The sequence below is a fragment of the Moraxella tarda genome (genome assembly GCF_035181405.1).
Lineage (GTDB): Bacteria > Pseudomonadota > Gammaproteobacteria > Pseudomonadales > Moraxellaceae > Moraxella.
The window spans coordinates 50894-74339 of the sequence record NZ_JAYGGV010000004.1 but is presented as its reverse complement, the minus strand read 5'-3'; the positions used below and the strand labels follow the sequence as shown (position 1 = coordinate 74339).

Here is a 23446-nt window from a genome sequence, read left to right as displayed (position 1 = left end):
AATAATAAAAAGACCATCAATGTTGTGATGGTCTTTTTATTATTGGCTCATGTCATCAACTGCCTAAAACAAGTAATCATAAGCCTTTTTTAACATCGTTCATGGCTTTTTTGCTTTGACCAAACAGGTGGTAGGCCTTTTTGAGTAGGCGAATCACTTTGGTTAGGCGACTTTCGGTCAGCATGGCTTTGCCATCTGGGACGATAAATACATCGCCGTTGTCGTCAATTTCTTGGCGTGTACCGTGATTAAAGCCGTCAACATCACTTTGTGCATCGGCATCTTCATCAACAATGCGTACAATTTCTTCTTTTTGACGAAGTGGCGTACTTTCAAATAAATTTGACAACCGCACATCAAGCTCGCCTTTGGCGGCCCGCTCAATTTTAGTGAGGTTTTTGTAGATTTCTACAAACCAAGGGTCATAGTCTGCCTCTTTGAGGGCGTCCAACTCATCTTTGATGGGCAATGGGTAGGGCAGGGTTTTATAAAATTGCCATAGACTGATGCTACTAAGGTCTGTTTTGAGTAAATATTCGTCTTCTTTGGTGCGAGTAATGAGCTCGGCATCAACAAGCTGTTCAATGTATAACCCCCATTTTGGCAATTCTCTGCGACCTAATACGCTACGCAATTCATGCTCGCTGACGGTTTTGCCTTCTTTGTAGCGTTTGTAGGTCAGATTTAGCATATCAAGCAGACTTAATAGCGGATGACGAACAGGCACTTCCTTGGTGTCAAAGATGGTCAAAGTATAACTGATTTCAACACCCAAAAGAATGATGTTCCATGACAAATAAATCCAAAGTAGGAAAATTGGCAAGGCAGCAAAAGCACCATAGATGGCTTCATAGCTTGTAAAATTGGTCATTACCATGCCAAAGACAGAACGCAAACTTTCAAACAACACAGCCGAAGCCAACCCTGCAATGACAGCATTTTTAAACGGTACCTGCACTTTTGGAATGAGCCAATACATGCCAATAAATCCTGCAACGGTAATCAGTATTGACACCAAATATGCCCACACCGACCAATCTATCCCATAGCCTGCGATTTGGCGATTTAAAAAGTCCACGCTTTGAATGGCACTTGATGCACCAAATGTGATGCCAAGTACTATTGGGCCTAGCGTGATGAGAGTCCAATAACGAATGATGCTGGCTGTACCGCCTGAGCGTTCTTTGACACGCCAAATTTTATTAAAAGCAGTTTCAATTGTTATTAGGGTTATGATGGTTGTGATGAATAAACCAAGCACACCGACGATGCCCAAATTGCTGGATTTTTCAGCAAAGCTGTCAAAATATTGCCCAATTTGTGCACCTGATGACGGCAATAGATTGTTATAAATCATTGCTTGCATTTGTTCACGCATACCAGAAAGAGCAGGTATGCTTGAAAACACCACCAAAATCACCGTCAGAATCGGTACCAGTGAAAGTAGGGTGGTATAAGTGAGACTGGCTGCTTTTTGTTGGCAATCATCTTCCATGAAATGACGCACAAGCAAGCGTAGATACATGAACCATCTGTGATGGGCGAAGGGCAATTTGTTCAAAAAATTTGTCATAATCTTCAAAAGTAAATACAATCAATAAAGTAATCAATGTATCAAAAAAATGCACTGAGAAAATAGTAAGTAGATAGTGTAGCAAATATCACACATTTTTAAAAACTTTTTGGCGAAATATTACAAAATTATTAAAATGGCAATGCTTTTAATGTCATTTGATGGCGTTTTTGGTTGATTGATGTTATGGGTTAATTAATGTTAAATGTTAAATGATTTAAGCCATAAAATCCTTTTTGGTGCTTTGTGTATTTTGGTGGGTTTTGGGCTATAATGACAAAAGCCGATGAGTCAAGCTGGCTTGATGTTTGAATATGGTTGAGTGGTGAATTTGCCACCAATTATTTTAAAGCACAAACCATCTAAAATTAAAATCAGTGAAAAAAATTAAGGATAAATATGACAGACGATTATTATGTTCTTGTTTTGTATGACACAAATCATGATCGCACCAAAGAGCTTGCTTATGCAATTGCTGAGGGCGTGTTCAATGCAGGCATGGCGATCAAAATTCGCCGAGTGCCAAAAGTATCTACCACCACCGAGCAGGTCGCACCTGATATTCCTGATGAGGGTGATTTGTATTGTACGGCAGATGATTTGTCTGATTGTGTGGGTTTGGCGGTGGGTAGTCCAACCCATTTTGGCAATATGTCAGCGAGCATGAAGTATTTTTGGGATAATACAATAACGCATTGGCTTTCAGGTGATTTGCAAGGCAAGCCTGCTTGCGTTTTTACCAGCACAGGCACCATGCACGGTGGCAATGAGGCGACATTGCTTTCTATGATGATGCCGTTGCTACATCATGGCATGATGCTATTGGGTTTGCCTTATGTACATGAAGAACTAAATCGCACGATGCGTGGTGGCACCCCTTATGGTGCAAGTAGCGTGTCAGGTGTGTCGCATGAACTTGCCATGACTGCAGATGAGCGTGTCTTGGCCGTCCATCAAGGCGAGCGACTTGCTCATGTCGCCAAAAAATTAGCCAAATGATTGACAAGCTTAAAACTTGGCTAAAAAACACTGCACAAGCAAAAAACTAAGTTTTTAAGTTGATTTTTATCAAAATAAGGTCTTAAATCAAAAAAAGTGAACAAATCTTTATGTTGTGCGGATTGTTTATCAGCTGTGTTTGGTTAAGTTGCTTTGATTTTAGTGATTGATTTTAGTCAGCTCCATTGAAATCATCTTGCCACCGCTGGTCTGGCTGACCTTAATGGGTAGGTAATCTAAGCTGGGTGCAAGCCAAAAACTTGTCGCACGGCTTTTGTCATCATGGATTCTATCAATACGAATTGCTTCATAAGTTCCTGCTGGTACGATGATTTTTGAAGTGCCAGATTTTTTGAATTTGGTGGTCTCAATGTCGGTTTTTTTCACCAATTGATAAGTGCCACTAAATTTGCCATCAATCAGGTCTTGGCGAATTTGTGACTCTAGGCTCAAATCATCATAGACTTGCCCATTCATTTTTAGCGTGGCTGTTTTGTTTTTGTAAGTAGATGAGATGGTTTGTGCGTCATGATTAAAAATGACTTTATGTGTATTACCCACACCAAAAACTTTGGCTGACATAGAGGAGTTTTTTGGTGTGATTACGCCGTCTGATAGGCTAAACTGTGCTGATTGATTTAGGTTGATGATGCCTGCTACCAAACCTTTGACACGATAATGATAGTCATTGCCTGATTTGGTGAGTGTACGAGTAGCGGTACCAAGTTTGTCATAGGCTTTGACGGTATAAGTTGCTGAAAATGTTGCCAATTCATTGGCATGAGTGGGTAGGCTTATGCACAGTATGCTCATGGTCAGTGCGACAGTGCCGATGTTTTTTCTTAAAAACGACCTTGCGGCTTTATTTTTCATGTTGCTTCGCTATATTGCTGTATTGTTGGCTATATCTATGGATTATATGAATAAAATTGTGATGATTTCAAGCACTTTGTGTGATTTTTCATTTGCGACTGCCAAAAAGGATAAAGATATGAAATAAAGAGATGTTATTTTTAAAATGTATTTAATTGTTTAATAAAGTCGTTTATCCATAAAGACAATGTTTAAGAGCAAAGAACTGGCGTATTCATGATTTGTTATGAAATTTTTTTTTGGGCAACGGCTTGAAATTTTTTGGACAAAACCCTATCTTTATAGCCATCCTGACATTGTCAGTTGTGATCATTTATTTTTATAATTTATTGTCATTTCATCGTAAGTTTAATGGAGAAAATTATGTCAATCCGTCCTTTGCATGACCGTATTGTCGTACGCCGTACCGAAGAAGAGCAAAAAACCGCAGGTGGCATTTTGTTGCCAGGCTCTGCCCAAGAAAAACCACAACAAGGTGAAGTCATTGCTGTGGGTAATGGTCAGGTAACTGACAATGGCGTGCGTGCCTTAGATGTTAAAGTTGGCGACAAGGTATTATTTGGTCAATACGCAGGCCAAACTGTAAAAGTTGATGGCGAAGAGCTTTTGATTATGAAAGAAAGTGATGTGCTTGGGGTGCTTGAATAATCACAATCACACCGATTAGCAATATTTAACAATGATTCATCAAAAACAATGATTTATTATTAAGAGAGAAATTATTATGGCAAAAGATGTAAAGTTTGGCGTATCTGCCCGTGAAAAAATGATTGATGGCGTAAATGTCCTAGCCAATGCTGTTAGAGTTACCCTAGGGCCAAAAGGTCGCAATGTTGTGATTGACAAATCTTTTGGTGCACCAACCATCACCAAAGATGGTGTGTCTGTTGCCAAAGAGATTGAACTAGAAGATAAATTTGAAAATATGGGTGCGCAGCTTGTGCGTGAAGTGGCCTCTAAGACCAACGATGTGGCAGGTGATGGCACAACAACTGCAACTGTCTTGGCACAAGCCATCTTGACCGAAGGCATGAAAACTGTTGCTGCTGGCATGAATCCAATGGATTTAAAGCGTGGTATTGATAAAGCAACTCGTGCGGCTGTTGAGCAAATCCACGCACTATCAACGCCAGCAGATGATTTTAAGGCGATTGCACAAGTTGGTTCTATTTCTGCCAATTCTGATACCAAGATTGGGGAGCTGATCAGTGAAGCCATGAAAACTGTTGGCAAACAAGGTGTGATTACTGTTGAAGAAGGCTCAGGCTTTGAAGATACTTTGGAAGTTGTTGAGGGTATGCAGTTTGATCGTGGTTACATCAGCCCTTATTTTGCCAATAAGCAAGACAGTTTGACTTGTGAATTTGACAATCCATTTATCTTGTTAGTGGATAAAAAAATCTCAAACATTCGTGAGATTGTACCACTACTTGAACAAGTGATGCAGACCAGCCGTCCGCTACTGATCATTGCAGAAGATGTGGAAAATGAAGCATTGGCAACCCTTGTGGTGAACAATTTGCGTGGCGGTCTAAAAACTTGTGCAGTAAAAGCCCCTGGTTTTGGCGACCGTCGTAAAGCCATGCTACAAGACATTGCCATCTTAACAGGCGGTATTGTGATTTCTGAAGAAGTGGGCCTAAGTCTAGAAACCGCAACGGTAGAGCACCTAGGTACTGCCAAAAAAATCACTGTTGGCAAAGAAAACACCGTCATCGTTGATGGTGCTGGAGAAAAATCACAAATTGACAGCCGTGTAGATGCAATCAAGCGTCAGATTGAAGAATCAACTTCTGATTATGACAAAGAAAAACTGCAAGAGCGTGTTGCTAAGCTGTCTGGTGGTGTGGCGGTCATTAAAGTTGGTGCTGCTACCGAAACTGAAATGAAAGAGAAAAAAGATCGTGTAGATGATGCATTGCACGCCACTCGTGCAGCGGTAGAAGAAGGCATTGTCCCTGGTGGTGGTGTGGCTCTTGTGCGTGCCTTATCAGCACTTGAGAGCCTAACAGGTGATAACGATGATCAAAATGCAGGCATCAATATTCTGCGTCGTGCGATGGAAGCCCCACTTCGCCAAATCGTTACCAATGCAGGTGATGAGGCAAGTGTTATCGTCAATCAAGTTAAAAATGGCTCTGGTAATTATGGCTATAATGCAGCGACTGGTGAATATGGCGATATGCTAGAAATGGGCATTCTTGACCCAGCCAAAGTAACTCGTTCTGCCCTAGAGCATGCAGCATCTGTAGCAGGTCTGATGCTGACTACTGAAGTGATGATTACTGACCTACCAAAAGAAGAACCAGCCATGCCAATGGGCGGTGGTATGGGTGGCATGGGCGGTATGATGTAATTATTGTCAAACCTAGCCATCTAAAAATCCTCCAACAAAGTTTGGGGGATTTTTTTATAAAGTAATCAGATGGCATGATTTGTGTTGTTAATTTTTGTTGGCTTGGTAAATTTGATGATAAAAACTTGTTTAATGAGATTTTTATTAAGATGGTGAAGTATTGTTATTTTATGAAAATTTTTTGTCATTTGGTATAGACTTTGTGCTGAATTTAGGGTAAATTGCGATGGCAATATTTGCCACACCAATTGTAATTATTGATGGTCTGTCTTTTGTAGTATGGTATTTCTCACAAAAAAAAGGATGATTTATGAAACTCAAACCTACCTTGTTATTTGCCAGTCTAACCGCAAGTTGTTTATTGATCACTGCTTGTGGTGATAAAGCTCCTACCTCTGATAAAGGTGCTACCAAGTCGTCAAGCGTAAAATCTGCCAACAAAATCGCTGATGTCGTTATCGTCAATGGCGTTGAGCCAGAATCACTGGATCCGCAAAAAGCCTCTGACATACCTTCTTTTTCCATTCATCGCCAGATGTTTTTGGGTTTGACTGCCTCTGACAAGGAGGGTAAAACCGTCCCTGCCATGGCGACCGAATGGGAAAGCACTGATGATAAAGTATGGGTTTTTAAGCTACGCAATGATGTCAAATGGTCTGATGGCTCGCCTGTAACGGCACATGACTTTGTTTTTGCATTACAGCGTTTGACCGATCCAAAGACAGCATCGCCTTACGGTACTTATCTGGTGGATGCCAAAGTGGTGAATGCACAAGCAATCAGCGAGGGCAAGGCTCAGCCAAGCACATTGGGTGTCAAGGCGCTAGATGACTACACTCTTGAAATCACGACCACAGACCCTGTTCCTTATTTGGCGGATTTGATGCTGTTGCCTGTGACATTTGCCACACCAAAACAGGCCATTGAACAGCACGGCAATAAATGGACAGATGCTGCCAATATTGTGGTCAATGGTGCTTATAAGCTACATGATTGGCAGGTTAATGGGCACATCATCTTAAAGCGTAATGAAAGCTATTTTGATGATGCCAATACCAAAATCAATAGCGTGGCATTTTTACCAGTAACAGCACAGGCAGCGATGTCTCGCTATAAGGCTGGTGAGGTGGATTTTTCTGGCGTGCCTGCTGAGATGTTTAAGGACTTAAAGGCGGAGCTGCCTGATGAGGTGGTGGTTACGCCGACATTGTGCACAAGCTATCTTGAGTACAATACCAAAAAAGCACCGCTGGATGATGTGCGTGTGCGTAAAGCCTTGTCGATGGCACTGGACAGAGATTTAATCACTAAAGAGGTGCTGGGTCGTGGTGAGGAGTCAAGCTATCAACTCACACCGCATTACACTCAAGGCATGAGTCAAGTTTTGCCAGATTGGGCAAGCCTGCCAATGCAAGAGCGTGCCAAGATGGCAAATGATTTGCTGGCACAAGCTGGATATAGTCAGCAAAACCCTGCCAAAGTAGAGATTTTGTATAGTACCAGTGAAGGTGGCAAGCGTTTGACATCAGCGATTTCATCACTATATAAGCAGTATTTGCCAAACGCACAAATTTCGGTCATCAATCAAGAGTGGAAAATGTTTCTTGATGCTCGCCATCAGGGTAACTTTCAGATCTCGTTCCCTTCATGGTGTGCAGATTATAATGAACCATCGACTTTCTTGAACTTGATGCGCACTGGCAGTAGCAATAACACCAGTTTTTATAGCAATCCTGAGTACGACAGGCTGATGAACTCTACATTGTCTGTCGGTGCAACAGATGAAAGTCGTCGTCAGGCGTATGTCGAAGCTGAACGATTGCTACAAAAAGATGCGGCGATCATGCCTTTGTTTACTGGGGTAAGTCCAAGTCTGATCAAAACATACTTAAAAGGCATCAGTCCAAACGATCCTCTTAAGAACTGGTATATTAAAGATTGGCAAATTGCGGAATGATGTTAAATCATCAGTTGCAAATAACAGTCATCGTCAGATGGCTGTTTTTTTTATTTGCCCTTATAATCAAAGTGGCTGGCAATGTGATAAGCCTTATAAATTTACTATGATTTTTGTCTGCAAAATTGCTATAATGCAAGCAATTTTCTTTTAAAAAAGCCAACTGCCATGACCAATCCACAGATTACCAACCAAACCGAACTTCTTTGCCCTGCTGGTACTTTTAAAAATATGCAATACGCTTTTGCCTATGGGGCGGACGCCGTGTATGCAGGGCAAGCACGCTATTCTTTGCGGGTGCGTAATAACGATTTTGATGAAGATAATTTAAAAAAAGGCATTGACTATGCCCACTCAATCGGCAAAAAGTTTTATGTGGTGGTCAATATTCAAGCCCACAATGCCAAATTAAAAACTTTTATAGAAGACATTACGCCTGTTATTAATATGAATCCAGACGCTTTGATTATGTCGGACGCTGGTATGATTATGATGGTGCGTGAGCATTTTCCCCATCAAGAAATTCATCTGTCGGTACAAGCCAATGCGGTAAACTGGGCAACCGTTAAATTTTGGCAACAAATGGGCATTAGCCGTGTGATTGTTAGCCGAGAGTTGTCCTTAAAAGAAATTGGCGAGATTATCAAAGAAGTGCCTAATATGCAAATAGAAGTCTTTGTACACGGTGCATTGTGTATGGCGTATTCTGGGCGTTGTTTGTTATCAGGCTATATCAATAAACGAGATGCCAATCAAGGCACTTGCACCAATGCCTGCCGATGGAGCTATAATACTTATAAAGCGGTGGAGAATGAAACAGGCGATATTGTACCAGTTATGCAAAATGACAGCCAAAATAATACACAAAATAATACACAAAATAATATCGCCAATGCCGAACTTTTTATTCCCAATCCCAACAAAAACAGCATTGACAATGTTAATTTAAATGGCGAATTTAATTTAAATAATGACAACAATTTAAATAATGATAACAATCTAAATGGCGAATTGAATTTAAATGGCGATAGGATAATGGGCGATGATTATGTCCAAAAACCGTCTGATGAAGTGGTGTTATTAGAAGAACAAGGTCGCAAAGGCGAATTGATGGCGATGTATGAAGACGAGCACGGCACTTATATTATGAATTCCAAAGATTTGCGTGCGGTGGAATTGGTGCCTGATTTAATTAAAATGGGCGTGCATTCACTCAAAATTGAAGGGCGTACCAAATCGCATTATTATGTGGCACGCACCGCCCAAGTGTATCGCCGTGCCATTGATGACGCCCTTGCTGGCAAAGAATTTGACGCAAGTTTAATTGGTGCTTTGGACGGTCTTGCCAATCGGGGCTATACCGAAGGTTTTTTAAGACGGCATATTCATTCAGATTATCAAAATTATGAACACGGTTCATCAAAAACCGACCATCAACAATTTGTCGCAGAAGTAACCGAATTAAAAGACAATAAATTGGTTTTGCAAATCAAAAATAAACTGTCGGTGGGCGATGAAATTGAAATTATGACCCCCAAAGGCAATATTATTTATCCTTTGCAGGCAATGTGGGACAAAAAAGGCAATGCCATAGAATCCGCCTTAGGCTCTGGTTGGGTATGCCAAATTGACAATCCCTTTACCGAGCTTGATTTTGAGGTATTGCAATTTGCCCTTGTAATGAAAAAGGTGGATGAGCCGATGTTTAGCTGAAATCTAGTAAGGCAATCAAAAGCATTATGGCATTGGCTATAATGCTTTTTTATGGATGTGAAGTAAGGGGCGATTGGTGGATTTGCTGTATCCTATTGAACAGGTTTAGAATTGGATTAAGGAATTGAGGCAGGGTTGTGGGAGTGGACTGTATTGACAAGTTGTTCTTTTATTTTATGTGGATTTGTGGTGGCTTTTGGGTTTAGTTGGCGTACAAAAAAACTTCAATGTAATAAAATATCAAAATCCATCATGCCAGAAAGATTGGCACTGTATAAAAAACATTCATTAATATATTAGATATTTTTGATTGTTTTTGGTAACATTATGTGTTATAAATGTTGCGTCAATCAGACAGGCTTAGGTTGTGATGGTGCATATGTCCACCCTCACAGTCAAATTGATAAATCCGCCCCATGACTTTGTCATGTTTTTTTATGTTTTGCAAGTTAAGGATTACTTGTTTATGAAATTAACGAAATTAGCATTTGCACTTACCATTGGTGGTAGCTTGATGCTGACTCAAACAGCATCCGCTACATGGATTGAAAATATTCATGGCAGCGATGGCGTGCGTGGCTTTTTGATCGGTGGTTCACTTAATCCTGAGTTGAGTGGTTACAATCGTGAGTTTAACTATGTTTATGGCAACCCAAATTTGATTGGCGACCCAGATGGCGATACACCGCATCTGCAAAACTTCTTTGAAAGCCTAGATGAAGAGGCTCGCATTGAGAGAAAATCACTAAATGCACAAATGGGCGTGGATAATGCGATCATCATGCGTGTGAATCGTCGCATCAACGACAAAGACTATGTGGTCGGCAGTCTTGCTCTTTCTCCAGATAGTCAGAGAAAACTGCTGTCTGCAGAACCAATGTGGGGCGTGCAGTATATCCGTGAGGATTTGGGCGACATTTCATTTGGTCGTATGGGCGTAACCATCAACCCACAAGCGACCAACACTTATTCGCCATTTACTTCAGTAAACCGCAACAGTGGCATCAACGGTGCAACCGTGACTTTTGATAGATATAAAAACTGGAATGCCAAAGCGTTTTATTCATTGCCAACCACCGACAATGTCCTTAAGCCAAGCGCGATGACACATAGCGGTTATGGTGCAATGGCAAGCTACACCCAAAAAATTACCCCAAATCATTATGTGACAGTTGAGGGTGGTTATAGTACATTTGAGCGTTCGCCAGCACATAATCGTGCTCAGCTCATACCGAATGTCGGCGGTCGTAATATTTACCAAGCACCGATTAAAGAGCATAACTATGGCGGTTCGATTACTTATCGTTATGTAGACTGGACGGTCGCACTTGATATGGGTCGTAAAGAAGGTAAGATTCCAGGTGCACCGATTGTTGATTCGGTGATTATTAATAACTTGGGTCTAAAAGTTGCTTATCAAGCAACACCACGCTTGACGCTTGCTGGCACCTACGGCATCCAAAAAAGTAATGCCAATGAAGTGGAAAAATGGGCATTGTCTGTGCCACAGATTTTCCCAAAACCAAAGCCAGACTCAAGTAAACGCTTGAAAGACTATCTACAACGCCGTATTTTTGAACAATATTTGTTTAAGCAAGTGCATAGCCGACAAGTGAAGCTAGAGGCTGACTACAAATTCAGCGACAACTTCTCTGGCAAGGCCGTATTTGTGCGTGAAAAAATCGAAAACTTCGCACCAGAAGGTAAGTTTAGTGAACGACAAAATACGGAATATGGTCTTGGCTTGACTTATTTATTCTAAGTATTTTTTAAATCATCATTTTATTTTTTAAGGACATGACAATGAAACTAAAACTGCTTACTCTTAGTGTTGCACTGATAGCGACCAGCTCGGCCCATGCTGTATTTAATGTATATAATAGCGGTGACGGCACAACTTTGGACATTCATGGTGAAGTCAATCTACAACTTCAAAACAAGGGTGACTTTATTGAAGATGTGTACAGTAATGCATCAGCAAAAGCAACCGATGAGCGTACTCGTTTTGGTAACGACTCTGGTAACACTTGGGTTGAATTTCGTGCTGCACAGACTTTTGGTAAAGACTACCGTGCAACGGGTGTCATTGGCTATGGTTATAAAAATGTCAAATTGGGTGGTTCCCAAGACACCACTTTCTTGGCAATTGACAAGAAAAATGTTGGTTCGATTGCAATCGGTCGCCAATATCTACACTCTGGCTATGTGCTAAGATCAGGCACTTTTAGCACGCTTGATGATTACGGTATCTCGGTAATTCGTGGCGATTTCACCAAAATTCCAAACTTACACCTAAGTGCATACCACAACTTACCTGATACAATTGATACTCGTGCAGAGGATGGCTTGACTCGTACCGGAGGTAAAGGTGCGTCATTTAGCTATTTAGTCCCTCTTAAAGGCAATCAAAGTGTTCGTGTGGCGGGTGGTTATACTCAGCATAAAGTCAATGTGGACGAAGGGTTCAAAACGGTATTGCCAAGCGAGCGTGAAGGCTATGCTGGCTCGCTTGAATACAGAAACGACCGTATCGTCGTTGGGGCGGATCTTGGTAAACAAAAGCTGACGCATGATAAAAACACACTGGTTGATACTGGCGATATTAATATTATTGGTGCTAAAATCGGTTTCTTTGTTAATCCAAAAGTAACGCTGGCAACTGGTTATGGCGTTGAAAAAACCAAGCGTGTCGGTGGCATCACTTCTACGCCAATTGAATCGATCAAACAAGAATTGCCACAAAACGCATTTGGCATCACTGAGTTTATTCATGACGATGAAGAAACCAAGCGTTTCTATGTGCGTGGTGACTACTATGCTCGTGAAAATGTGCGTTTCTATGCTCGTTATGATTTGCACGAAAAAACAGGCAAGATTCAAGGACAGCTGATCAGCAGAGAAAAAGCCCCAGAATATCGTGTGGGCGTGAGTTTGAGCTTCTAATTGCTGACAGTTGACTGTGATTTTTTTTGGTAAAACTGTGATTGCCCTAAAAATGTTTTAGGGGTGATTGCAGTGACCACTTTCTTTGCCTGATTTTTTATGGATTAAAAATTATGAAATTAACCAAATTAGCATCAATGGTAGCGTTTGGCTTGTCGTGTGCTTATTTGACGCAATGCACCAGCATGCCAAGTAGCGTAACACCATCAATCCCAAGCAAAACCAATGGGCAATACCCACAGGTACGCATACATCAAGACTCCTTGGATCATTATCTGCACGGCGAATACGGTCGTCCAGATGGTCTATCTGGCGAACAGTTGCGTCCTGAGACAGCACCCATCGCTCGTCCTGATGATGGCGTGGATCATTATACACACGAAATAATGACCGACCGTTATCGCTGGATGGAGCGTGCGGTAGGCAATATTGATGCTGACTACAACTCAGACCCCATCTATGGCAAGGACAATGCCAAATCTCGTGATCGCAATTTGTTTGGTTCTCGTACCGAAGCAGACATAGGCGATAGCCAATTAAACGATCGTCAAGCGTTCCGTTCTGAGGCTCGTGTTTTTAATGGCTCGGTGGGCGGTGCAAAAATGGGTCAGAATTCCACTATGGTTGCTGATGGACCATTGGACAACCGTGCCAGAGATTTCATCAAAAATGCACCACGAGAGCAAACCAGTGAGGAATTGACAGACTGGATCAATACGCAAGACCAAATGATGCAAGATTATTTGGTTAAAGATCCTATTTGGCAAAAAGTCAAACGCAACCTAAACGAATTGTTAGATTATGAAACCGTCGCCAGCAAAGAAAAATTTGATGGTGTTGGTACGATTGAAATGATCCGTGATTTTAAAAGAGGTATCCGTGTTGAGCTGACCGATATTTACGGCGAAAAACGCACCATTTTAGATGAGCAGGATTTTCGTTATCACGGCTTGGGTGGGTTTGGTTATACGGGTAAGCCAGTGGTTAGTCCAGAGGGTACTTACATCGCTTATGCCACTCAGTTGAGCGGCTCAGATGATGACGAGACCACGCTGTATGTCAAAAAAATTGCCACAGGCGAGATTGTTGCCGAAATTTTCAAGGCAGAAACCGAGAGTTTTGTTTGGTATGATGATGACAGCTTCATTTATCGTAAATTCCCAAGAATTCTACGCCATGACATTGGTGTAAAACGCCAAAACGACCCCATCGTTTTGGACATGAATGACATCGACATGCGTCTGGGTAAAGAGGCGAATTCACCTGCATTTGACTTGTATGATGCCAGCGAAACCGATAAAAATCGCTATCTTGCAATCGGTGGTGGCATATCAATTTCAACTTTCTTTATTGTTGATATGAAGACTGGCTACATTCATCAAATCCATGATGAAGCTTACTTCCAAAAACACAATAAACCATATGCATCAACTTATACAACGCCTGCTAAGTTGGTACATTTTGATCCAAAAACGCTGGATGTATGGTTTATCTCAACGGAAAATACCGAAAAAGGCGAAATCTTAAAGATCAACCTAAAACAACCAAAAAATCGCCAAGTGGTTGTCAGAACGCCAGCTGATTATAACTTCATGAAAAATGCGGCTTATTATAGCGAAAGTGGCGGTCATTTCTTGGTCAGCTTTTCAAAAGATGCATCTGATAAAGTTCTGTTAATCAGTAGCGATGGTAAGACAGCCAAAGACTTGACCCCTATGGAGCTTGGTGTTGCTGATAAGCTAAAAGCTTATGTGGTTGGTCAAGACGATAAAGACAAAAAAGGCGATGATGGCAGCGATGTTGAATCAGACGAAAGCTATGTTCGTTTTGACTACTCAAATACCGTCAGCCCAATCAAACGCTACAAATATAGTGTAGAAAAAGATCAGCTGATTGATGAACGCTATCCATTCCCAACACCTAAATTTAATGCAGAAGACTATGAAATCAAGCGTGTCTTCTATCGCTCAAAAGACAATACTGCCATTCCGATGGTGATTGCTCATAAAAAAGGCATTAAGCTCGACGGCACAAACCCAACCTTGCTATACGCATACGGCGGTTTTGGTGTGAAGGGAGACATGGCATTTAGCTATGGCAACGCATCTTACCTAGACGCAGGCTTGGTTTATGCTGAGGCGTTCATCCGTGGTGGTGGCGAATATGGTCGTGATTGGCATAAAGCTGCCCAATCAGTCAATCGTGATCGCCAGTTTGAAGATGTGGCAGCTGCAGCAGACTTCCTAAAAGAGCAAGGCTACGCTGACAGTAAGCACTTGGCGTTGTCTGGCTGGTCACAAGGCGGCTTTATGACAGGTGTCATGTTGACTTTGTATCCTGAGAAATTCCGTGCGGCGATTCCGGGTGCAGGCGTGTTTGATATGTTCCGCTTCGACACTATGGACCGTGAAGACTACTTCATGAAAGAGTATGGTCTGTCATGGGGTTCAAAAAAGCAATTTGATGCAATCAAGCGTTGGTCACCATACCAAAATGTCAAATCAGGTGTGTGCTATCCATCGACTTTGGTGGTCGTGCCAACCCGTGATGACCGTGTGTGGCCTGCCCATTCGTATAAGTTCACCGCTGCACTACAAGAACATCAATCGTGCGATAACCCTGTGCTGATGTTCCCTGTGCATGGCGAGGGTCACAACCCAATCACTCGTGAGGGTCAGGTTGATCGTTTGCATCGTACCATCGCCTTTACTCTAAAAGAGATTGGTGTGACCGATGTGCCCAAGAATGTTCGTCCAGATTTTGAGACGCTAAAAACACAAGCTCAAAAGGACGAAGAAGCCAAAGAACAGGCTAAAAACGAAGCCGAATGGCAAAAAAACCGTCAAGAAAGAGATCGTAAATAATTTGCGATTCAATTCAATCAAAACCGTCATCATCGTATGGCGGTTTTGTTTTGAGAATCTTGACAAAGTGGAAGACCGATCAATTTGTGATTTTTAAGTTTGAGGGTATGATAAAATTGCCCATATTCACAAAAAATGAATCTTAATAACCGCACCCACCCAACAATCAAGACTTTATTGAAACCAAGACTATAAAGATATTTAAAAAAAGCTGATCAGATCAATCATCAAACCACACTTAATCATTTTCATCATCGTAAAACCAGATCAAATAAAACTTGGCTTGATGAATGTCGTTAGTTTACTTTATATAATTTATTGATATGATTGTAATTAAAAAATAACAAAAATATGATCAAGACACTTTCAATCAAGTAAAAAAATGTGAAAGTTTTGATAAGCAAGAAATTTATTTCCCAAAACGCAAAAAGGCCATTAGTTTAAAATGCCAATGAAATTATTTTTATCAATGCTGGCTGTTTGGTTGTGATAGCTGCGGCAATTTATTTGATGATGCTTTGTCGGGTGGTGAATGATGTGCTATAATGGTTAAAAATTTTTACAAAATATAAGTAGTCATGACCCCTCAAAACCGCATTAACGAAATCCAAGCCATCTATAAAGAGTGGCAAGATCTGCACACACGCCTAGAAACCGCTTGCCAAGAGCTAAAAGAAAGCCAAGCACTCATCAAACAAATGGAGCGGTTTTATTTTGATGGGCATTGGATTGAAATTTACGAACAAATAGAAAATGGCCTGAAAGTGGATTTGATCACATCTGGCGAGTACAGTGTGATGAGTGAAGACACGCTGTGGAATGCTTTTCACGAACAGCAGGTTTTGCTTTGGGATTTTTTGCGTACCGCCACAAAGGCACTTGACAAAGATAACCCAAGTTTTTATGCCCAAGATACCGATAACCAAACAGGCAAGCAAGCCCAAAAAGACTGATGGCACTTAAAATCACAACCGACTGTATCAACTGCGATATTTGTGAGCCTGAATGCCCCAATGACGCCATTTTTTATGACCAAAAAGGGCAAAAAACCTATGTCATAAAGCCTGATTTATGCACCGAATGCGTGGGCTTTTATGACACACCCACCTGTGATAAAGTCTGCCCAATAGACTGTATCATCAAAGACCCTGAGCATACCGAAAGCGATGATGCGCTTTTGGCAAAGTATAAAAGAATTTGGGGAAAGTAAACCGCTTATGGCGGTTTTTTCATGCCAAGCTGATGGTATATGACCAAAAATCTTTTCTAACAAGCTTTTATATAAATCTGCCATATTTTGTATTTTGCCTAATCAAATCTATGGCTGAGTTAGTATGTTAATTGTTTATATCATATGGGAATTGTTTATTAATATAAATAATAATAATTTTTGTTTGCAAAATATTTTATATTTGATATAATTGTTGATAGTTTCTTACTTAATGCTAAGATTATGGCAAAATTGTCAAGAGTTTTAGCATATCATTAATCATAGACATCATGGGGTAACACATGAAAAAAATATTAAGACATTTGCCATTGACTGTGGCGGTACTTAGTGCATTAGCAACAAATGCAAGTATGGCCCAAGAACTGCCGACCATTCAATTGGATAAGATTAAAGTAACTGTTGACCGTCAGGGTTCTAAAGTTAAAACAAATGTGGTCAATCTAAAACAAAAAGATGAAAGCACCGCTACCGAGCTTAGAGATTTGCTTAAAGGTGAGCCTTCTATTGATTTTAGTGGTGGTAATGGTACTTCTCAATACATTGCTATTCGTGGCATGGGTCAAAACTCGGTAGATGTTAAGATTGATGATGCTTATACTGACAGCCAAATTCTTTACCACCAAGGTCGCCATATGTTAGACCCATCTTTGGTAAAAATTGTTTCTGTTCAAAAAGGTGCTGGTTCAGCATCGTCTGGTATCGGCGGTACAAACGGAGCAATCGTTGCCAAGACCTTGGGAGCAAATGATTTATTAAAAGACGCTCAGAATCTTGGCTTTAAAGCAGGGGCGGGTTATAGCTCTAATAATGAGCGTTCCTATAATGCCGCCGCCTATGGCAAAGTAGGTGATTTTGATTTTCTGTTAAGTGCTAATAAGGTTGATCAAGGTGATTATAAAGCGGGTAAAAAAGTAGGCAAAGATGAGAAAATTGCTTTTACTGCTCTAGATAAGGTCAACTATTTGGCAAAGGTGGGGGCAAATTTTGGTGATCATCGCTTTGAGCTTAGCCACTTACGCCAAGAAAATAAAGGCACTCGCCCAATTCGTGAAGAGTTCATTAATTTTGATACCAATAGCCAAGATCCACAATATCGTGAAGTTAAGACTGAAAATACCAACCTTAGCTGGAATGCTAAGAATCTGGGCATGGTCAATGAAGCAACTGCTAACGCATATCACATTGTAAATTCTCGTTATACTGCCGATGATAGCAAAGCAGGCTATGCAGGCAAGTTGGCAGGTGCGAGCAAATCTAGCATTGATACCAAGGGTTTTAACGTCAATCTTGATAGTCAAATCAATGATGAAGTGTTGCTTAAATATGGTGCTAACTACCGTCAGCAAGAAATCATCCCAAACAGACGCAAGACTGGCATTGTTAATCAAGAAAAAACAGACGCAGGCGTGTATGTGGAGGCGATTGCTGACATTGGTGATCTGACTGCCACTGCAGGGGTTCGTTATGATCACTTTAACATCAAAGACATGGTAGGTGGTCGAGTTCAGGGCGGTAATTTGAATCCAAGTATTGGTCTTATTTACCAAGTAACCCCAAGCTTGAGTTTGAGTGCTAACCATAGCTATGCCACTCGTAGTCCACGCCTATATGATGCTTTAACAGCCCATGGATACCGTGCCGTTGTTAAAGTGGTAGATGGTCTAAAAGCAGAAAAAGCTCAAAATACTGAGATTGGTTTTAACTTTAATCAAGGTAATGCCTTTGTCAATGGTAGCTATTACTGGCAGAGAATTGATAATCTGTTAAAAAGTGCAAAAAATGGTACAAAGCACGCCAATGGCACAGATATTGATGAAATGAAAAATGTTGGCTATGCTAAAAACAGAGGGTATGAGCTCAATGCTGGCTATACATGGCAAGGTCTGACTGCTCGTGTAGGTGTGGCAGATGGCAAGCCTGAATTCCACAGCTCAGAGAATTTTAGCAACCGTGAGTATGCTTCTCGTTTGGGTCGTACTTGGACGGCAGCTCTATCTTACCGATTCGCTCAGCCAAACCTAGAAGTTGGTGTGCGTCATCGCCGTGCTGATGATGTAAAAGGTGATTCGGCTTGGTTAGGTAAGGTTGTTAATACTGACCCAAGAAAGAATCATGATCCTGAAAAATTGCGTGCTGGCTATAATACTACTGATGTTTTTGCCAACTGGAAGCCTTTGGGCGATGACAAAGTGAATGTCAATATGTCAGTTAATAATATCGCTGACGCATACTACACTCCGCATCTTTCTAGTTCTGGCGTAGCAGTTCCTGCGGCAGGTCGTGAATATCGTGTTGGCGTGAACTTCACTTACTAATTGTTGATTCACAAATTTTTATTGTTGGATTAAATTTTTCTCCACCCACCTTGTCTCATGGCAAGGTGGTTTTTTATGGCTAAATTGATGAATTCTTACAAGTTATCCACAATTGTATAATGAAATTCTAGAAGATTTTGTGAAACATTTAATGGCATTTCCGCAATCGGCAAAAAAGTCAATATATAAAATAAGATATTTTTATAAGTCATTGATTTTATTATAAAATTAAAATAATTGCATAATTATACTTAACAATTAACAGCACGGTCAATACACCATGAAATAAAGGATTGGAGGGTAAAATCATCTCTTTTCCACAAAGTTATCCACAGATTTTGTGGATAATGAATTAAACCGAATGGTAGTAAGGCTTTTGATGGTGTTTTTGTAAATTTTGATAAAAAAGAAGTTGGTGAGGCGTGTCTATTGTTGAGGTGTTTTTTGATTGGTTTCACAGCGATCTAAATTTGGCATTTTGACCAAAATATCACTCATTTCAAAAATGGCTTAAGGATTACTTATTTTTTTAGATTTATTGATGAGATGGGTTACTGCTCTGGGGTGGGCTTTATCATAGACACGAGTTAGGGCATTAAAATCAACCTGAGTATAAATTTGGGTGGTGCTGATGTCGGCATGACCGAGCATCTCTTGGATTGCACGCAGATCACCACTTGATGAGAGCATATGAGAAGCAAAGCAATGTCTTAGTAGGTGAGGGTGTAGGTTTTGGGCAATGCCTGCATTGGTGGCACAGGCATTTAGGCGTAGTTGCACGGCTCTGGTGGAGAGCCGTGTGCCGTACCGCTCACTGATGAATAGTGCTTTGGTGTCTTCTTGCCATAGCTCGCGATGTGGCAGATAGATATTGATGGCACTGATGGCTTTTTTGCCAATGGGGACAACACGCATCTTGTTGCCTTTACCAAGTACTCTTGCCATACCAGAGGATAAATCAATATCGTCAATATTTAGCCCCACCAGCTCAGACAGTCTTAGGCCACTACTGTACATCAGCTCAAACATTGCACGGTCTCGTATCCATAGGCGTGCTTTAGTAGCATCTTGTGGCATGGGCTGGTCAAGAAGCTGTGCCATCATGTCCACATCAGCAATTTTAGGTAGTGGGCGTGGCTCGGCTTTTAGGCGGTAGCCTGAGGTGGGATTGTGTGTGGCTCTTCCTGATTTGATGAGATGAGCATAAAACTTGCGAATGGCAGAAAGTTCTTGTTTAGCACTGACCGCCTTAATGTTGTCTTTTTCTAGGCGAATGCCGATAAACCTTGTCAAATCTTTTTTATCCAATGCTAAATAATCGCCTTGTAATCGCACATCTTTTTCTGTGAATAGCATCAGTCGCATGAGTGTGGCGGCATAGGCACTGATGGTGTTGTGCGAGTAGTTTTGTAAGCAAAGTTCGTCTAGCCAAGATTGTGCATCTGACCAATGTTTGGGTAGTTCTGTTTGAGGCTGTGAGTCGTTGGCAACGCTTGGGTTGATTTTTGCTAATAAATTGGATAGTCGCATGGCTGTAGTTTGGCTGTAATGACCAAATAAGGCGTGAAATTACGCCTTATTGAATGTAAAAAATGCCAAATGGCTATTGGTGGTTTTCTGATTCATTGGGGGTTAGGTTGATGCCTGCTTGGGCGGCAAGACCATCTGGGCTAAATACACCCTCAAAAACGAATGCTGTCGGACCTGTCATGATGACAGAATAACCATCTTGCCAGCGAATTGCAAGACTGCCACCATAAAGTTGTGCACGAATATCCACGCCCTCATCAAGCCAGCCTTCTCGAATGCCAATAGCCACAGCTGCACACGCGCCTGTGCCACACGCTTGGGTTTCGCCCACACCTCGTTCGTAGACTCTTAGGCGAATGTGACGCTGATTGATGACTTGCATGAAGCCAACATTGACACGCTCAGGAAAAGCGGGGTGGTTTTCAATGGCTTTGCCCAGTCGTTCGACATCAGCAGTCAACACATCATCAACTTTGATGACGGCGTGCGGGTTGCCCATGTTGGCAAGATATAGTTGAATGGGCGTACCTTCCACATTCAGTCTGTAAGAATTGCCCACTTTGGTGATGGACTGTGGGGCAAATGGAATCTCATTTGGGGAGAATTTTGGTTTGCCCATGTCTACTTGTACCCAACCATAGCGGTCGATGGTCAATGTGATGATGCCACTGGCTGTTTCGACACGCAGACGCTGTTTAAAAGACAATTTGCGAGCCTGTACAAATGATGCAAAACAGCGAGCACCATTGCCACATTGGCTGACTTCCTGCCCATCGGCATTAAAGATACGATATTTAAAATCAACATCGGGACGGCTTGGCGGTTCAACGATGAGCAACTGGTCAAAGCCTACCCCAAGATGGCGGTTGGCAAGTAAACGCACAAGATCGGTGGTTAGGTTCATACGCTGGGTAACTAGGTCAATAACCATAAAATCGTTGCCCAGTCCGTGCATTTTGGTAAATTCGATGAGCATTGTTGTTCCTTTTTCTAAGTTGAGACAAACATCCTTGTGGTTACATTTTGGTCATCACATCCGTGTGGGTTCATGACTATCTTATCATGATGTAGGGTGATTTGCCTAATAAATTTGCCCAAAGCTTAAGTGATGGAATCAATTTTACTAAAAATTTTGTTAATGCTTTTTAAGCCATCATCGGTCAAGCTGACATTAACAAAGCCACACCCAATTGTGGGTGTGGCTTAAAATTGATTGGTTGCTAGAATCAAATACTTTCACCACGCCATAAATCGTCTAAGGTTTCACGCATACGCACCAAGCGGTGTGTACCATTGTCCGTCATGACTTCTGCTGGGCGTGGGCGAGTGTTATAGTTGTTTGCCATGGTAAAGCCATATGCCCCAGCTCCTGTAACCGTGAGCAAATCGCCAACAGTTAATGACAAATATCTGTCTTTGCCAATAAAATCACTGGACTCGCATACCGCACCAACAATATCCCAAGTTTGAGCGGTTGGGACTGTCTCATTTTCACATGGCAAATTGGCAGGAATGATCGCCATTACCGATTCATACAAAGCAGGGCGAATCAGCTCACTCATAGACGCATCAACGATGGCAAAGTTTTTATGTTCGGTAGGTTTCAGCACATCAACTTTGGTCAAAAGCACACCAGCGTTAGCGGCAATATTACGCCCTGGTTCTAGATGCAAACCTATGTTGTATTTGGCTTGCAGGGTAAGTAATTTTGGTAGCAGTGCTTCGGCAAATTCATGCACACTGACAGGATTTTCATCAATATAACGCACACCCAAGCCACCACCTAGATCAAGATGTTGCAAGTTGATGCCATGAGTGTGCAACTCATCAATCAGCTCAATCATTTTATCAAGTGCATCAATAAACGGCTTCACTTCGGTGAGCTGTGAACCGATATGGCAGTCAATGCCGATAATATTAAGATTTGGTAGGCTTTTGGCGTATTTATAAGCTGTTATTGCCATATCGTGAGAGATGCCAAATTTGTTGTCTTTCATGCCTGTTGAGATGTATGGGTGTGTTTTGGCATCAACATCTGGGTTGATACGCAAGGCAATCGGAGCAATTTTTCCTAGATTTTGAGCAACTTGATTGATGGTATCAAGCTCGCTGAGAGCTTCAACATTAAAACACCCAATGCCTGCTTCTAGTGCCTTTTGTATGTCTGCTGGGCTTTTGCCCACACCAGAATACACCACGCGTGAGACATCACCACCTGCTTTCATCACTCGTGCCAACTCTCCTGATGATACGATATCAAAGCCTGCACCTGCTTGGGCGAGCGTAGCCAGTACAGCAAGGTTGGCATTGGCTTTAACTGCATAGCAGATTTGCACATCGTTTAAGGCACTAAAACTCTCCACATAGGCGGTGTAATTGGCAAGTAGGGCATTCTTAGAGTAGGCATAAAGTGGCGTGCCATATACTTGGGCGAGTGTGTTTGCATTCACACCGTCAATGTGAAGTTTGCCGTTTTGATAATCAATAAAAGGCAGGGTGTCGGTTAATTTTTGTGCGTTAATGGTCAGTGCACCATCGTGATTTTGGCTGGCTGTACTAAAAGTCATCATCTTATCTCGTTGTTTTTATCTCATTGTTTGGCCAGTTAAAAGCTTTGGCAATTTAGGGTCTAAATGATTAAATTAAAAGGCTGGGCGGTGATTAAAGCAAAGTTAAAGTTAAAAAAAGTGTGATTGTGTTGCTGTTGTACTTATTTCTTTTTTGATTTAAAAAATATCAACCATTGCTTGGGCTATTGATGACTGCATCTAAGGTGGATTCATCAATAATATTTGAATTTAACTTTGTGGGGGTGGGCGTATTTGGTAAATATAACGCACCTTTTTGACCACAGGCGGATAACAAGGCACAAAGCATAGCTAAAATAAGGGTGTTTTCCATGGTGATTTTTTGTTAAAAATTGCAAAAACATTTTACCTAAATTTTATTAAAATACCAATAAATTTTCGTTAATTACAGCTAAGTTTATGATTATCAAAGAAAAACACATGACAAAAATTGATAATTTCTTAAAGGTTAAAGACTTTTGATGATTTTATTGCTATAATGCTAAAGAAAAAGACTGATTTATT

17 protein-coding genes are annotated in these 23446 nt (G+C 41.3%); 11 read left to right on the top strand and 6 right to left on the bottom strand.

Annotation, left to right across the window (positions count from 1 at the left end):
- Nucleotides 1–76 precede the first annotated feature (76 nt).
- Nucleotides 77–1573, bottom strand: a complete 1497-nt coding sequence (locus U9670_RS06395) for a YihY family inner membrane protein (RefSeq protein ID WP_323841983.1) — start codon at nt 1571–1573, stop codon at nt 77–79.
- Between the two features lie 399 nt (nt 1574–1972).
- On the opposite strand from U9670_RS06395, the gene wrbA reads away from it, so the two are divergent.
- On the top strand, nt 1973–2572 hold the full coding sequence (gene wrbA, locus U9670_RS06390; RefSeq protein ID WP_323841984.1) for an NAD(P)H:quinone oxidoreductase: 600 nt from the start codon (nt 1973–1975) through the stop codon (nt 2570–2572).
- 159 nt (nt 2573–2731) lie between these two features.
- On the opposite strand, the gene U9670_RS06385 is transcribed toward wrbA, so the two are convergent.
- Nucleotides 2732–3385 carry a DUF3108 domain-containing protein gene (locus U9670_RS06385; RefSeq protein ID WP_416381510.1) on the bottom strand — a complete coding sequence of 218 codons (654 nt, stop codon included), beginning with the start codon at nt 3383–3385 and terminating at the stop codon, nt 2732–2734.
- A 420-nt stretch (nt 3386–3805) separates the two neighbouring features.
- Between U9670_RS06385 and U9670_RS06380 the strand changes: the two genes are divergently transcribed.
- The 10 genes from U9670_RS06380 to U9670_RS06335 all read left to right on the top strand — a co-directional run bounded on the left by U9670_RS06380 (nt 3806) and on the right by U9670_RS06335 (nt 18824).
- Complete coding sequence (locus tag U9670_RS06380; RefSeq protein ID WP_416381511.1) at nt 3806–4093, top strand: co-chaperone GroES; 288 nt, start codon at nt 3806–3808, stop codon at nt 4091–4093.
- 73 nt (nt 4094–4166) lie between these two features.
- The gene (gene groL / locus U9670_RS06375) at nt 4167–5801 is read left to right on the top strand and encodes a chaperonin GroEL (RefSeq protein ID WP_416381512.1); all 1635 of its coding nucleotides are present in this window, start codon (nt 4167–4169) and stop codon (nt 5799–5801) included.
- A 310-nt stretch (nt 5802–6111) separates the two neighbouring features.
- On the top strand, nt 6112–7758 hold the full coding sequence (locus U9670_RS06370) for a peptide ABC transporter substrate-binding protein (RefSeq protein ID WP_323841988.1): 1647 nt from the start codon (nt 6112–6114) through the stop codon (nt 7756–7758).
- Nucleotides 7759–7926: 168 nt separating this feature from the next.
- Nucleotides 7927–9471 carry a prephenate-dependent tRNA uridine(34) hydroxylase TrhP gene (gene trhP, locus U9670_RS06365; protein WP_323841989.1) on the top strand — a complete coding sequence of 515 codons (1545 nt, stop codon included), beginning with the start codon at nt 7927–7929 and terminating at the stop codon, nt 9469–9471.
- 466 nt (nt 9472–9937) lie between these two features.
- Nucleotides 9938–11233 carry a porin gene (locus U9670_RS06360; RefSeq protein WP_323841990.1) on the top strand — a complete coding sequence of 432 codons (1296 nt, stop codon included), beginning with the start codon at nt 9938–9940 and terminating at the stop codon, nt 11231–11233.
- Nucleotides 11234–11274: 41 nt separating this feature from the next.
- Complete coding sequence (locus U9670_RS06355; RefSeq protein ID WP_323841991.1) at nt 11275–12414, top strand: hypothetical protein; 1140 nt, start codon at nt 11275–11277, stop codon at nt 12412–12414.
- A 113-nt stretch (nt 12415–12527) separates the two neighbouring features.
- Complete coding sequence (locus U9670_RS06350; RefSeq protein WP_323841992.1) at nt 12528–15278, top strand: prolyl oligopeptidase family serine peptidase; 2751 nt, start codon at nt 12528–12530, stop codon at nt 15276–15278.
- Between the two features lie 578 nt (nt 15279–15856).
- On the top strand, nt 15857–16231 hold the full coding sequence (locus U9670_RS06345; protein ID WP_323841993.1) for a DUF4298 domain-containing protein: 375 nt from the start codon (nt 15857–15859) through the stop codon (nt 16229–16231).
- Complete coding sequence (locus U9670_RS06340) at nt 16231–16488, top strand: YfhL family 4Fe-4S dicluster ferredoxin (protein ID WP_323841994.1); 258 nt, start codon at nt 16231–16233, stop codon at nt 16486–16488. Before U9670_RS06345 ends, U9670_RS06340 begins: the two co-directional genes overlap by 1 nt.
- Nucleotides 16489–16790: 302 nt before the next feature.
- Nucleotides 16791–18824 carry a TonB-dependent receptor domain-containing protein gene (locus U9670_RS06335; RefSeq protein WP_323841996.1) on the top strand — a complete coding sequence of 678 codons (2034 nt, stop codon included), beginning with the start codon at nt 16791–16793 and terminating at the stop codon, nt 18822–18824.
- Between the two features lie 510 nt (nt 18825–19334).
- Here the strand turns inward: U9670_RS06335 and U9670_RS06330 are convergent.
- The 4 genes from U9670_RS06330 to lptM all read right to left on the bottom strand — a co-directional run bounded on the left by U9670_RS06330 (nt 19335) and on the right by lptM (nt 23255).
- Nucleotides 19335–20354, bottom strand: coding sequence for a tyrosine recombinase XerC (locus U9670_RS06330; RefSeq protein ID WP_323841997.1), 1020 nt, complete (start codon nt 20352–20354; stop codon nt 19335–19337).
- A 73-nt stretch (nt 20355–20427) separates the two neighbouring features.
- The gene (dapF, locus tag U9670_RS06325) at nt 20428–21330 is read right to left on the bottom strand and encodes a diaminopimelate epimerase (protein WP_323841998.1); all 903 of its coding nucleotides are present in this window, start codon (nt 21328–21330) and stop codon (nt 20428–20430) included.
- Nucleotides 21331–21580: 250 nt separating this feature from the next.
- On the bottom strand, nt 21581–22921 hold the full coding sequence (gene lysA, locus U9670_RS06320) for a diaminopimelate decarboxylase (RefSeq protein ID WP_323842114.1): 1341 nt from the start codon (nt 22919–22921) through the stop codon (nt 21581–21583).
- A 169-nt stretch (nt 22922–23090) separates the two neighbouring features.
- Nucleotides 23091–23255: an LPS translocon maturation chaperone LptM gene (lptM, locus tag U9670_RS06315; protein ID WP_323841999.1), complete on the bottom strand. Its 165-nt coding sequence runs from the start codon at nt 23253–23255 to the stop codon at nt 23091–23093.
- Nucleotides 23256–23446: the final 191 nt, after the last annotated feature.

What these genes read in the sequence shown, in the direction of transcription:
- U9670_RS06355 (WP_323841991.1), top strand. Translation starts at nt 11,275, where the DNA reads ATGAAACTAAAACTGCTTACTCTTAGTGTTGCACTGATAGCGACCAGC.
- U9670_RS06385 (WP_416381510.1), bottom strand. Translation starts at nt 3,385, where the DNA reads ATGAGCATACTGTGCATAAGCCTACCCACTCATGCCAATGAATTGGCA.
- lysA (WP_323842114.1), bottom strand. Translation starts at nt 22,921, where the DNA reads ATGACTTTTAGTACAGCCAGCCAAAATCACGATGGTGCACTGACCATT.
- U9670_RS06370 (WP_323841988.1), top strand. Translation starts at nt 6,112, where the DNA reads ATGAAACTCAAACCTACCTTGTTATTTGCCAGTCTAACCGCAAGTTGT.
- U9670_RS06395 (WP_323841983.1), bottom strand. Translation starts at nt 1,573, where the DNA reads ATGACAAATTTTTTGAACAAATTGCCCTTCGCCCATCACAGATGGTTC.
- U9670_RS06335 (WP_323841996.1), top strand. Translation starts at nt 16,791, where the DNA reads ATGAAAAAAATATTAAGACATTTGCCATTGACTGTGGCGGTACTTAGT.
- U9670_RS06345 (WP_323841993.1), top strand. Translation starts at nt 15,857, where the DNA reads ATGACCCCTCAAAACCGCATTAACGAAATCCAAGCCATCTATAAAGAG.
- trhP (WP_323841989.1), top strand. Translation starts at nt 7,927, where the DNA reads ATGACCAATCCACAGATTACCAACCAAACCGAACTTCTTTGCCCTGCT.
- U9670_RS06350 (WP_323841992.1), top strand. Translation starts at nt 12,528, where the DNA reads ATGAAATTAACCAAATTAGCATCAATGGTAGCGTTTGGCTTGTCGTGT.
- lptM (WP_323841999.1), bottom strand. Translation starts at nt 23,255, where the DNA reads ATGGAAAACACCCTTATTTTAGCTATGCTTTGTGCCTTGTTATCCGCC.
- U9670_RS06330 (WP_323841997.1), bottom strand. Translation starts at nt 20,354, where the DNA reads ATGCGACTATCCAATTTATTAGCAAAAATCAACCCAAGCGTTGCCAAC.
- wrbA (WP_323841984.1), top strand. Translation starts at nt 1,973, where the DNA reads ATGACAGACGATTATTATGTTCTTGTTTTGTATGACACAAATCATGAT.
- dapF (WP_323841998.1), bottom strand. Translation starts at nt 21,330, where the DNA reads ATGCTCATCGAATTTACCAAAATGCACGGACTGGGCAACGATTTTATG.
- U9670_RS06340 (WP_323841994.1), top strand. Translation starts at nt 16,231, where the DNA reads ATGGCACTTAAAATCACAACCGACTGTATCAACTGCGATATTTGTGAG.
- U9670_RS06360 (WP_323841990.1), top strand. Translation starts at nt 9,938, where the DNA reads ATGAAATTAACGAAATTAGCATTTGCACTTACCATTGGTGGTAGCTTG.